Source organism: Bacillus sp. C28GYM-DRY-1 (assembly GCF_030519405.1).
GTDB classification, from domain to species: domain Bacteria; phylum Bacillota; class Bacilli; order Bacillales; family Bacillaceae; genus Bacillus; species Bacillus spizizenii_A.
This window is the reverse complement of the sequence record NZ_JAUMKF010000001.1, coordinates 136,201-148,803: the sequence shown is the minus strand read 5'-3', so window position 1 is coordinate 148,803 and position 12,603 is coordinate 136,201. Positions and strand designations below refer to the sequence as shown.

Genomic DNA, 12,603 nt, shown 5'->3' with positions numbered 1-12,603 from the left:
AAGTCCTTTCTATTCAAGCTCTTCCAGTATGATTTGATCGTTCGTGTAAACACAAATTTCGCCTGCTGTTTCTAACGCAGCTCTAGCAATCTCACTTGCAGACATGCTTTCACCGGCATGCTTTTTCAGAGCTCTTCCGGCTGCCAGAGCGTAATTGCCTCCTGATCCAATCGCGAGAATGCCGTCATCTGGTTCGATCACCTCGCCTGTTCCCGATACGAGAAGCAAAGTATCCTGATTCATAACTATCAGCATGGCTTCAAGCTTTCTAAGCACTTTATCGCTACGCCATTCCTTCGCAAGCTCAACAGCTGCCCGTTTTAAGTTGCCGTTATATTCTTCAAGCTTAGCTTCAAACTTTTCGAATAATGTGAAAGCGTCTGCAACAGATCCTGCAAACCCGGCAAGAACCTTACCGTTAAACAGTTTTCTCACTTTTCTTGCAGTGTGTTTCATGACAACAGCCTGGCCAAATGTCACTTGGCCGTCTCCGGACATAGCGCTTCGTCCCTTATGCTGCACGGCAAATATTGTGGTCGCATGAAAAGATGACATAAAGGGCCTCCTTTAATTTTTCTTAAAAGCTCTTGGATGGTGAGACATATATGTGTTTCTCAACATTTCCTTCGAAACGTGCGTGTATATCTGTGTCGAAGACAGATTGGAATGCCCAAGCAGTTCCTGAACGCTTCTCAAATCTGCTCCTTCATTTAACAGATGAGTGGCGAACGTATGTCGAAGCATATGCGGATGGATATGTAAAGTGCCGGACGCTTTTTGAACAAGCCCGCTTAAAATATGCCTGATGCCTCGGGCTGTAAGCGGTCCGCCTCTTTGATTTACGAATAATAGATCATGAGGTTCTTTTGCTTTCATCAGCAAGAACTGCCTCCCGCTATTCATATATTCCTTTAATGCTTCGCGGGCGTAAGACCCAAAGGGGATATAGCGCTGCTTCTTGCCTTTACCGTGAACAAGCACTGTGTCCATAAATAAGTCAACGTCGTTAACAGTTATGGAACAGCATTCACTGACCCTCATTCCGGTGGCATAGAGAAGTTCTAACAGCGCTTGATCCCTCATTCCGGCCGGCTGGCTTATATCTGAAACTTCAAACAGCTCTTCAAGCTCTTTTTGATATAGAAACTTTGGTATCCGTTTCTCTTGTTTCGGCAGATGAACAAGCTGAAACGGATTTTCTTCAACAAGTTTTTCCCTCATCAGAAACTTATAAAAGCTTCTTAATGCAGATATCTTTTTGCTTATTGTTTTTCTTGATAAACCTTTTTCATAGGCTTCTGTCAAAAAAATCCTAGTATCTTGATATGCAGCTTTTTCAAATCCATTTATACCTTGAACGCGCAGGAAAGTCTCGAATTCTTCAATTGAATCCACATAATTCACAATAGTATATTGTGAATAATTTTTTTCAATTTGTAAATATTCAATGAATAACTTTACGAAATTCTTAACATTCTCCATGCCTAATACCTCCCCAGGAAGGGCTTTTAAATGGTATCACAAATCGCGTTCAGGTTGCAATCAATACCTATATTGTTTTCGAAATTGTTTGAATTGTCTCGATTGCACGGTTCGCGTATTGTTCATTACGCTCTTTTTTATTTTTAATTTTAACAGGCAATTCTTTTAAAAGCCCAAAGTTTGCATTCATCGGCTGGAAGTTTTTCTGGTTTGTTGTTGTAATGTAGTGAGCCATGCTGCCTATTGCTGTTTCCTGAGGAAAAGTGACGAGCTCTTCTCCTAAAACCAGTTTAGCCGCATTAATACCAGCTACCAGTCCAGAGGCAGCGGATTCCACATATCCTTCTACTCCCGTCATTTGGCCTGCAAAGAACAGATCACTGCGGTTTTTAAATTGATATGTCGGCTTTAACAAGCTTGGAGAGTTAATGAATGTATTTCTGTGCATCACGCCGTATCTGACGATTTCTACGTTTTCAAGTCCTGGAATCAATTTGAGAACTTCCTTTTGGTCTCCCCATTTTAAATGAGTCTGGAATCCTACAATATTATAGAGTGTTCCCGCTGCATCATCCTGTCTGAGCTGAACGACAGCATGTGGACGTTTTCCTGTAACAGGATGCTCTAAACCAACCGGTTTCATCGGTCCGAAAAGCATCGTTTTCTTTCCCCGTTTTGCCATGACTTCAATCGGCATGCAACCTTCAAAGAAGATTTCTTTTTCAAATTCTTTTAATGGGACTGTTTCTGCTGATGTTAATGCTTCATGAAAACGGTCAAACTCTTCTTCTGTCATAGGGCAGTTTAAATATGCCGCTTCCCCTTTATCATAACGAGATTTCAAGTACACTTTATCCATATCAAGGCTATCTTTTTCTACAATTGGCGCCGCTGCGTCATAAAAATACAAATAGTCCTCGCCAGTCAGCTCCTTCAGCTGTGCAGACAGCGATTCAGATGTTAACGGACCCGTTGCGATAATGGTTGGACCTTCAGGAATTCCAGTCACTTCTTCATTAAAAACGGTTACGTTTGGATGATTTTTTACCCGATTTGTCACACTTGCGGCAAATTCATGACGGTCTACTGCGAGAGCGCCGCCAGCCGGTACCGAACATTCATCAGCAGCCGCGATGATGGCTGAATCAAGCGCCCGCATTTCTTCCTTTAATACACCGACAGCGTTAGCAAGCGTATTGGAACGCAGAGAGTTGCTGCACACAAGCTCGGCAAATTTATCTGTATGGTGCGCAGGCGTTTGTTTAACAGGTCTCATTTCATATAGATTGACTTGGATCCCTCGTTTGGCAAGCTGCCACGCCGCTTCACTTCCTGCTAGTCCGGCTCCGATTACATTCACTGTTTGTTGGTTCATCTTTCACATCTCCTAGTTTATTATTCAAGGCCTTCTTTTAACACACAAAGAAGGTGAGCAAGACCCTGCTCACCGCTACTTCTGTGGTTCTTCCTTATAGTCGCATTCCACACATTGGACTTGTATGCCTTTTTTGAGTTTTTTCTCGACGAGCATTTTTCCGCATTTCGGGCATTTTCGTTCAATTGGTTTGTCCCAGGAAACGAATTCACATTCCGGATAACGGTCACAGCCGTAAAAAACCCGTTTCTTTTTCGATTTTCGTTCAACAATATTTCCTTCACCGCAGCTCGGGCACTTCACACCGATTTGTTTGACAATCGGCTTTGTATTTCGGCAATCGGGGAAATTGGAGCAAGCTAGAAATTTACCGTATCGGCCCATTTTATACACCATAGGAGAACTGCACAATTCACAATCTTCTCCGGCATATTCTGGTTCAATTTCTACTTCCTTCATTTCTGATTCGGCTTTTTTCACGCGCTTTTCAAAATCGGTATAGAAGTTATCAATAATCTGTACCCATTCTATATTGCCTTCCTCAACATTATCAAGGTCTTTCTCCATTTTTGCCGTAAACTCAACGTTAATGATTTCAGGGAAAAATTCCATGATCAGCTCAAGTACGATCTGCCCTAATTCTGTGGGAACAAACCGTTTATTATCCAGTCCAACGTACCCGCGCCGCTGAATCGTATCAAGCGTCGGAGCATAAGTCGATGGACGGCCGATCCCGAGTTCTTCAAGCGTTTTAACCAAACGGGCCTCAGTAAAACGCGGAGGCGGCTGGGTAAAATGCTGCTCCGGTTCTATATCTTTTGATAATACCGTGTCGCCTTCATGTAAGTCAGGCAGCATCCGGTCTTTTTCTTCCATTTGATCGTCTTTTCCTTCAACATACACCTTCATAAACCCGGAAAACTTGACTTTACTTCCATTTGCACGGAATGTCAAACCATTGTTTGTCAGGTCGACACTCATTGTATCGAGAACAGCAGGTGCCATTTGGCTGGCAACAAAGCGCTCCCAAATTAATTTATACAATCTCATTTGATCTCTGCCAAGTACTGCTTTCAATTCACTTGGTTTTCTGAGAACAGATGTCGGGCGAATCGCTTCGTGAGCGTCCTGAGCATTTTCATTTTTTTTCGCAGGCTTTCGTTTACCACCTAAGAACTCTTTGCCGTATGCCTGATCAATAAATGCAGCGGCTTCATCTACCGCCGTATTTGAAATACGGGTTGAATCCGTTCTCATATACGTGATCAGACCGACCGTTCCTTCTCTACCAAGATCAATTCCTTCATATAATTGTTGTGCAATCATCATCGTTTTCTTCGCTCTGAAATTGAGCTTGCGGGCCGCTTCCTGTTGCAGGGTGGAAGTGGTAAAAGGCAAGGCCGGATTACGTTTGCGTTCCTTTTTCGTTACTTTTTCAACTGTATACTTATTGCCCTTGAGCTGAGAAAGAATGTCTTTTACATCGGCTTCACTTTTTAAAGGAAGTTTTTTGCCGTTTTTTCCGAAAAAGCTCGCTTCGAACGTTTCCTGTCCTTTTAAGAACGTACCGTCAATTGTCCAATATTCCTCCGGCTTAAAGTCGTTAATTTCTTTTTCGCGGTCAATAATCAAACGGAGGGCAACGGATTGAACGCGGCCTGCGCTAAGCCCTTTCTTGACTTTCTTCCATAGAATAGGACTGATTTTATATCCGACAAGTCGGTCTAAAATACGTCTCGCCTGTTGTGCATCCACTAAATCCGTATTGATCGCGCGAGGATGCTTAAACGATTCCTTAATGGCATCTTTTGTAATTTCATTAAACACCACACGGCAATCCGAATTGAGATCTAAATCAAGGCTGTGTGCCAAGTGCCATGCAATCGCTTCCCCTTCTCTGTCGGGGTCAGCTGCGAGATACACTTTTTTAGCTTTTTTCGCAGCCGTTTTCAGCTCTTTTAACACCGGGCCTTTACCTCGAATGGTAATATATTTTGGTTCAAAATTCTGTTCTATGTCAACTCCCATTTGACTTTTTGGAAGATCCCGGACATGTCCCATTGATGCTTTTACTTTATATTTTTTACCTAAGTAACGTTCAATCGTTTTCGCCTTAGCGGGCGATTCCACGATGACTAGATAATCAGACATTTTCATCCCCCTCAAGAGGTGTTCTCTCTCTTTTCAAGTATTTCAATTTTGTTTTTGCAGCTGTCTTTATTTGGCTTTCAACATTTCATTCTTAATGATGAACGTCATTATTTAAATAGAAAACAATATGCAACTTTAAATCCTCACTATTATTAAATATTACAATGCCGTTTGTCAAACGATAATTCAAAAGGGTTCCGTATATTGAACGTTTCTCTCAGGAAGCTCCTCGAAAATATCCTCTGCTGACCATATGGCTTTAGCCCCCTGCTGGATCAGTTTTATAGGACCTCCGGCGTAAGGGTCAAATAATGAGCCGGGTACGGCAAATACTTCTCTTCCTTGTTCCAGTGCTTGATATGCAGTAATCAGCGAACCACTTTTTTCTTTGCCCTGCACGACAATAACGCCTTCACTTAATCCGCTGATAATACGGTTTCTCATAGGGAAATGCCATTTTTGGGGTTTGGTTTCAGGTGGGTGCTCTGACAGAAGGATATGGTGTTTAGCCATATGATCTGCTAACTGAAGATTTTCCCGAGGATATATGTGTTGAAATCCGCCCGCAATGACGCCGATTGTCCGCCCTTTCGCCTTAATACTTGCAACATGGGACATTCCATCTATCCCAGACGCCAGTCCGCTGACAATCACCCAATTTTTACGGCAGAGCTCTTTTGTAAGATAATTGACAATTTGCATCCCATAAGGTGTTGGATTTCTTGTCCCTACAATTCCAATTTTCCTCCCTTTAGAAAGTAGGGTCATATCACCCTTTGCAAACAGGACGGCAGGCGGATCATAAATGGTTTTCAGCCAGAAAGGATATTGCTTTGAAGAAATCGGGATGGGGGTAATACCTTGCTCATGGTAACTAGCAAGTACGCGCCGAAGCTTTGGATATTGTTCTTCTATTTTATTTTTTAATGCAGCTGCCTTTATTTTACCTCGAGTAACAGTTTCTAACACGGGTGACGTCAGCGACATAGATGGATCGGCTTTCCACCATTTTAATAGAAGGGATGGAGATAATAATTGATTGATTCTGCAAGTTATTAAACAGGCAGCGGCCTGATTCAACATATTGACCTCCTTTTGACAGAAAAAGCAGGAACAGCCTTGACGGCTGTCCCTTCTTTATTAATGCGTTTTGCAAGTTTCGAACAAGTTCTTCTCTTTCAGCACCTTAATTAAGGTTTCACCCATTACAGAAGGTGTCTCCGCAACTTCGATTCCGCATGCATTAAGGGTTTTGATTTTTTCATCAGCTGTCCCTTTTCCACCGGAAATAATGGCGCCTGCATGCCCCATGCGCTTCCCTGGAGGTGCTGTTTTCCCGCCGATAAAACCGACTACCGGTTTTGTCATGTTGGCTTTAACCCACTCTGCCGCTTCCTCTTCGGCAGTACCGCCGATTTCGCCAATCATGATGACAGCGTGTGTGTCAGGATCTTCGTTAAACGCTTTTAAGACATCAATAAAGTTTGTTCCATTTACAGGATCGCCGCCGATTCCAACAGCTGTAGATTGTCCTACACCCGCTTCTGACAGCTGGTGCACCGCTTCGTATGTTAATGTTCCTGAACGCGATACGACGCCTACATGACCCTTTTTATGGATATATCCAGGCATAATGCCGATTTTACACTCTTCAGGCGTGATGACACCAGGGCAGTTGGGCCCTATCAGTCTCGTTTTCTTGCCTTCCATGAAGCGTTTGACCTTTACCATATCCAAAACCGGAATATGCTCCGTGATACAAATCACGAGATCAAGATCCGCATCTACCGCTTCCATAATGGCATCAGCTGCAAATGGTGCCGGCACATATATAACAGACGCGTTAGCGCCAGTCGTTTGAACTGCTTCAGCCACTGTATTAAATACAGGAACACCTTCCGCTTCAGTTCCGCCTTTTCCAGGTGTTACACCGCCTACGATATTTGTGCCGTATTCGAGCATCTGCTTCGTATGAAATAAAGCGGTAGAACCTGTAATCCCTTGCACAATAACCCTTGTATCTTTATTAATAAAAACACTCATTATCTGGTCCCCTGCCTTTCATTCTTTCCTAAACTAAGGATACGATTTTCTGCGCGCCGTCAGCCATTGATTCCGCAGATGTAATATTTAATCCTGATTCACTAAGGATCTTCTTCCCTAGATCCACGTTTGTGCCTTCAAGACGGACGACAAGCGGCAATGTCAAACCGACTTGTCTTGTCGCTTCAACAACCCCTTCTGCGATGACATCACATTTCATAATGCCGCCGAAAATGTTGACAAAAATCCCTTTAACGTTTTGATCAGAAAGAATGATTTTAAATGCTTCCGTGACTTTTTCTGCGGTTGCACCGCCGCCCACATCAAGGAAGTTGGCCGGTTCTCCTCCATAATGCTTGATAATATCCATTGTGGACATTGCAAGTCCCGCGCCGTTTACCATACAGCCGATATTTCCATCAAGAGAAATGTAGCTTAAGTCATATTTGGACGCTTCGATTTCTTTCGGATCTTCTTCATCCAAATCTCTGTATTCCATAATGTCCTTTTGTCTGTACAACGCGTTGCTGTCGAAATTCAATTTCGCATCAAGCGCCATCACGTTTCCGTCGCCAGTAACAACGAGCGGATTGATTTCGGCGATTGAGCAGTCTTTCTCAACAAACGCTTTATATAGTCCAAGCATAAATTTAGCGGCTTTTCCTACAAGTTCCTTTGGAATATTAATAGCGAATGCGATTTCTCTAGCTTGATAGCCTTGGAGGCCAACAGCCGGATCAATGACAGCTTTCTTGATTTTTTCCGGTGTTTTCTCTGCTACTTCTTCAATTTCCGTTCCGCCCTCTTCAGAAGCCATCAGAACGATTCTAGAAGTTGCGCGGTCAAGCACAAGCCCCACGTAGTATTCTTTTTTAATATCGCAGCCTTCTTCAATAAGTAAGCGTTTTATTACTTGACCGTCCGGACCCGTCTGATGTGTAACTAGGGTCTTCCCTAAGAGTTCTTCGGCATACGCTTTCACTTCGTCTAATGATTTTGCTATTTTTACCCCACCAGCTTTGCCTCGACCGCCAGCATGAATTTGAGCCTTTACGACATAAACCGAGCTGGATAAGTTCTTTGCTTTCTCAACTGCTTCTTCTGCTGTAAAAGCCACTTTACCTTCAGGAACAGATACCCCATAATTTCTGAGGACTTCTTTTCCCTGGTACTCATGGATATTCATTTCCCATCCTCCTAACTTATGTAACAAAACTAAAATAGACTGCGCTTTCATTCTATAATAATACTGGAAGAATTGTCTAGAGTTCGATGCAAAATCTTTAAATCCTTCTAAACATTCAAACTTTTATTTTATTAAAAACATAAATTTCAAACGAAGGATGGGGAATATTTTATCTATTTTTTATTTTTTACGCTTTCGTCCAATCTGTAAATGAACGAAAAAATCTCGGCTACTGTTTCATAAAGAGCTTCCGGGATTTGATCATCTACAGTCAAATGGCGCATTAATTCGACAAGAGTCCGATCTTCTTGAATCGGGACCCCTGCCTTTTTCGCTTCTTTGATAATGTTGTCGGCTACATGGCCCTTTCCTGTCGCAATCACTTTCGGCGCCTTGTCTTTTTGGTCGTCATAATGGAGAGCCACAGCTTTTCTAATCGGCGTCTGCTCTTTCATACTTTCACATCCACTTCCTGATCACTGATGCTTGTTACATACTGGTCGATTGCAGCCTTCTCTTCGCAGTGAATCCTTTTTTTAGCGTTTACCCCTGAAAGACTGTATCCCATGTCCTTCAGGCCCTGTTTAAGCGCGGGCACCATCGGATCGATTGCAGCCTGAAGCTCGAAATCAGTCTCAATTGTAATGGTCATGACTTTTTGCTGTATCAAACAATCAACAACGGTTTCTTTTAACGTATGCAGCTGCAGCAAAAACAAAAGGCGGCAATGAGAAGGATCAAGCTTTCCATCCACTTCCTTCTTTCCTTTAAACAGAACCGTCATGTCCTGAACCCCTGACTTCGAAAACAGCGGAAATGACATTACAATTTGGCTGTATGACGGATGGTCCTGCTGCATGAAAAGCAGGCCGTTTAATTTATGAAAAAGCTGATCGGCTTCTTGTTTGACAGGTTCAGCTACCTCATGCGACGCTCTTGCGGCATAAAGAGCCAGCTTGATGGATTGTATTTCGTCAGGTGTGACTGCGCTTCCTTGTTCAAACGCTTTAATGAATGCAAGCTCGTCCCTTGCGCCGATAGCCGTTTTCACATTGGATAAGAAAGAAAGAACATCTGCCCTGTCAGCCAAATTAGGTGCTGCCTGCTGAACAGCCTTTAAAAAGACTTCGGCTTCCCGATCTGTGACTTGTGCCGCCTGAAAAACAGCTGAAGCTGCAGGTGAGTTACTATCACCCGATGAAGCAGCCGCCTTAATCCAATTTGCTGCTTCTTTCACAATGTGAAGGCTGTTTTTTTCAGCAGATTCCGTCAGCTTTGTCAGCAGCTGGCGGGCTTCTTTGATGGGAATGTCTGCTGCTGTTTTGCCAGACTCGCCTTGTATGCTTCTCTGTTCCGCCTTTCCGAGGGAACCAGATTGTACGCTAAGCTCGCTGTTTCCAACTGTATTGCCTGGAGAAGATGCTTTGGAATTGTCCGTTAGAGAAATAAGCTTATCAAGCAGACGTTCCGCATGGACATCATTTTCACTATTAAACAGTGCCGTAACTGCTTCTTTTAGCTTTGCCGTCATTTGGTTCTGCTCAGGGTTTTGGTTGATTGCCTGAAGTAGCCGGGAGACATGCTGATGAAGCGGAACAGGCGATTTCACAGCGTTGACACCGCTCAAAACCTCGGGATGAATGGGAAGCTCACGCTTTAAAGCGAATAGAACGGTTTCAATCGCTTTTTTTGTATCTGGCGCAGGCAGCGTCTCCATCCAGCGGACAGCTGTTTTGATATCATTTTCTGTTACAGGTGTTTTACTCTTCAGCATTGCTCCAGTCATCATGAGAGCGGCGTTGGAAGGTTTTACTGAAATGGCATTTAAAAGTTTGCCAGCTGCATCCTGAATGGATTTGGGATTTTGGTCAAAGCTTTGAACGACCTGAAGACGGCCTGTCTGCTCTGCTGTTGTTTTTTCGTAGGAAAACCAATAATACGCCTGAGGGCGAAGCTGAGTTTCAAGTTTTCCCTGGACAGTTTGATTGCCGACTTGAATCAGCGCATGCTGACCTCCTAATAGACGAAGCACTTTTCCTAAAAGGAGACGCTTCTCCCCGTTCAGCGCTTCGCTAACGTTTGATGTTTCCTGCGGGACTGATGTATTTCCAAAAAGGTGCTGCAGCGCCTTTTGCACATCATTTCGTATATTCATTTAAAGAGGTGCCTCCTTGTCCATCGGTTTATCTGAAAGATTGAACAGGAGCGAAAGTTTTGCGGTGCAATTCAGTTGGGCCGTATACTGCGAGAGCTTCGAGATGCTCTTTTGTCCCATAGCCTTTATTTTTTTCAAAGCCGTACATGGGGTATGTTTCGGCATAAGCGCTCATCATCCGGTCTCTCGTCACTTTCGCGATACACGCACCTGCTGCAATAGACACGCTTTTAGCATCGCCTTTTATAATTGCCGACTGGTCTATGCCGACCGGTAGCGTCATTGCGTCAACAAGCAAATAATCAGGTGTATCTGACAAATCGTGTATCGCTTTTACCATTGCCATCTTTGAAGCTTCATATATATTGATTTCATCAATGATAGAGGCTTCTACAATTCCTATTCCGACCGCCAGTGCTTCTTTCATAATAAGCTCGTAATATTCGTCACGTTTTTTTTCTGAGAGCTTTTTGGAGTCTGTCAGCCCAAGTATTTCACATTCCTCTGGAAGGATGACTGCGCTGGCGACAACGGGCCCTGCCAATGGCCCCCGGCCGACCTCGTCAACACCTGCAATCAAGCGAAATCCTTTGTTTCTTGCCAGTTTTTCATAGGAAGTCATATTCACCCATTGTTCTTTCAGCGCTTTTTCTTTCGCCTGCTTTTTAAGCCATTGCTCTACAAGCGTTTGAACGCTTTTTCTCGGGTCTTTTTCACATTGGGCAAGAAATGGGTCTTGTGCATCTTTCACTTCCTGCAAACGGTCTTTAATGTCCTTTACGGTTAATGTATTCACTTTCTCTTCTCCCTTACTCTATGTATCGGTTCGGTCACGAAAAAATAAAGACCCGCATTTCTGCGCGTCTTTACATAGTCGGCTGTTCAAATGACAGCCTACCGAACTTTTCAGTGCGGATATCGCGGATAATGACTTCAGTCGTCTTATCGTAGTTAATGAGCCCCCCGCTCATGAGACAGCCGCGCTTTTCACCTATTGCATCAAACAGCTCTGCAATGTCCTCTGGGATCTCATCAAGGCCGTAACGCTCTTTCAGCCGTTCAGGATAGTGCTCTTCGAGAAAACGAAGGCCAAACACAGCCACGTCCTGCAGATTGATAATCGAGTCTTTAATAGCCCCGGTGACGGCCAGCCTCAAGCCGACAAGCTCATCCTCAAACTTTGGCCATAAAATCCCCGGTGTATCCAATAGCTCTAATTCTTTCCCGACTTTGACCCACTGCTGAGATGTCGTAATACCAGGTCTGTCTCCCGTTTTTGCTATATTTTTCTTTGCCAGCCGGTTGATAAGCGTTGATTTTCCGACGTTTGGAATGCCGATAATCAAAGCGCGAATTGCTCTCGGCTTCACACCTTTTGCCCTCATCCGGTCAAATTTTTCTTGAAGGATCTCTTTTGATGCCGGCACAATTTGATTTAGGCCTTGTCCGTTTACAGAATTAATGGACAAGGAGCGGATCCCCTGGTTCTCAAAGTGCTCTTTCCACTGCTGTGTAACTGCCGCATCAGCTTTGTCGACCTTGTTTAACAGCATAATTCGCGGCTTATTTTTTAAAATATCTTCAATCATTGGGTTTCTTGATGACATTGGAATTCTGGCATCGACCAATTCATATACTATATCGATTAATTTTAATTTTTCGGTTACTTCCCTTCTTGCCTTTGCCATATGGCCCGGGAACCATTGAATTGTCATGTGACACGAACACCGCCTTTATCTCTTCAGTATGCATGATTCTTTGTTGTCCTTTATGTATTTTACGATGCCTGTCCGGCATTTTCAAATTCTGTATAAAAAAAGAGCTTGTTACAGGTAACAAGCTCTTTTCGTTCGTTATCATTATCGTCTGATCTCTTTAATACGAGCCGCTTTTCCGCGAAGTTCACGCAGGTAGTAAAGCTTAGCACGGCGTACTTTACCGTAACGTACAACTTCGATTTTCGCGATTTTTGGTGTGTGTACAGGGAAAGTACGTTCAACGCCAACACCGTAAGAAATCTTACGAACTGTGAACGTTTCGCTGATTCCACCACCACGACGCTTAATCACAACACCTTCAAAGATCTGGATACGCTCACGGTTACCCTCAACAACTTTAACGTGTACACGTAAAGTGTCACCAGGACGGAACGCAGGAAGATCAGTACGAAGCTGTTCTTTTGTGATATCTTCAATTAGTTTTTGCATCGTT

Annotated in this window: 12 protein-coding genes; all 12 read right to left on the bottom strand. The window is 43.5% G+C overall.

What is annotated here, in order from left to right; translation table 11 throughout:
- Nucleotides 1-9: 9 nt before the first annotated feature.
- Nucleotides 10-555, bottom strand: coding sequence for an ATP-dependent protease subunit ClpQ (clpQ, locus tag Q3W56_RS00735; protein ID WP_003238555.1), 546 nt, complete (start codon nt 553-555; stop codon nt 10-12).
- Between the two features lie 12 nt (nt 556-567).
- Nucleotides 568-1,482 (bottom strand): tyrosine recombinase XerC, encoded by a 915-nt coding sequence (gene xerC, locus Q3W56_RS00730; RefSeq protein WP_302894164.1) that lies wholly within the window; start codon nt 1,480-1,482, stop codon nt 568-570.
- Between the two features lie 67 nt (nt 1,483-1,549).
- On the bottom strand, nt 1,550-2,857 hold the full coding sequence (gene trmFO / locus Q3W56_RS00725) for an FADH(2)-oxidizing methylenetetrahydrofolate--tRNA-(uracil(54)-C(5))-methyltransferase TrmFO (protein WP_019714401.1): 1,308 nt from the start codon (nt 2,855-2,857) through the stop codon (nt 1,550-1,552).
- Between the two features lie 75 nt (nt 2,858-2,932).
- Entirely contained in the window at nt 2,933-5,008 is a 2,076-nt protein-coding gene (topA, locus tag Q3W56_RS00720) for a type I DNA topoisomerase (RefSeq protein ID WP_268400220.1), read from the bottom strand.
- Between the two features lie 186 nt (nt 5,009-5,194).
- A complete protein-coding gene (gene dprA, locus Q3W56_RS00715) occupies nt 5,195-6,088 on the bottom strand; it encodes a DNA-processing protein DprA (protein WP_302894163.1) in 894 nt (297 codons plus the stop codon).
- Between the two features lie 60 nt (nt 6,089-6,148).
- Nucleotides 6,149-7,051, bottom strand: a complete 903-nt coding sequence (gene sucD, locus Q3W56_RS00710; RefSeq protein WP_019714398.1) for a succinate--CoA ligase subunit alpha — start codon at nt 7,049-7,051, stop codon at nt 6,149-6,151.
- A 28-nt stretch (nt 7,052-7,079) separates the two neighbouring features.
- Complete coding sequence (sucC, locus tag Q3W56_RS00705; protein ID WP_302894162.1) at nt 7,080-8,237, bottom strand: ADP-forming succinate--CoA ligase subunit beta; 1,158 nt, start codon at nt 8,235-8,237, stop codon at nt 7,080-7,082.
- Nucleotides 8,238-8,410: 173 nt separating this feature from the next.
- Nucleotides 8,411-8,692: a FlhB-like flagellar biosynthesis protein gene (locus tag Q3W56_RS00700; protein WP_019714396.1), complete on the bottom strand. Its 282-nt coding sequence runs from the start codon at nt 8,690-8,692 to the stop codon at nt 8,411-8,413.
- Nucleotides 8,689-10,392 carry a hypothetical protein gene (locus tag Q3W56_RS00695; protein WP_302894161.1) on the bottom strand — a complete coding sequence of 568 codons (1,704 nt, stop codon included), beginning with the start codon at nt 10,390-10,392 and terminating at the stop codon, nt 8,689-8,691. The genes Q3W56_RS00700 and Q3W56_RS00695 overlap by 4 nt, the downstream gene beginning before the upstream one ends.
- A 28-nt stretch (nt 10,393-10,420) precedes the next feature.
- Entirely contained in the window at nt 10,421-11,188 is a 768-nt protein-coding gene (gene rnhB / locus Q3W56_RS00690; RefSeq protein ID WP_302894160.1) for a ribonuclease HII, read from the bottom strand.
- A gap of 70 nt (nt 11,189-11,258) precedes the next feature.
- A complete protein-coding gene (ylqF, locus tag Q3W56_RS00685; RefSeq protein WP_019714393.1) occupies nt 11,259-12,107 on the bottom strand; it encodes a ribosome biogenesis GTPase YlqF in 849 nt (282 codons plus the stop codon).
- A 144-nt stretch (nt 12,108-12,251) separates the two neighbouring features.
- Complete coding sequence (gene rplS / locus Q3W56_RS00680; RefSeq protein WP_003220825.1) at nt 12,252-12,599, bottom strand: 50S ribosomal protein L19; 348 nt, start codon at nt 12,597-12,599, stop codon at nt 12,252-12,254.
- Nucleotides 12,600-12,603: the final 4 nt, after the last annotated feature.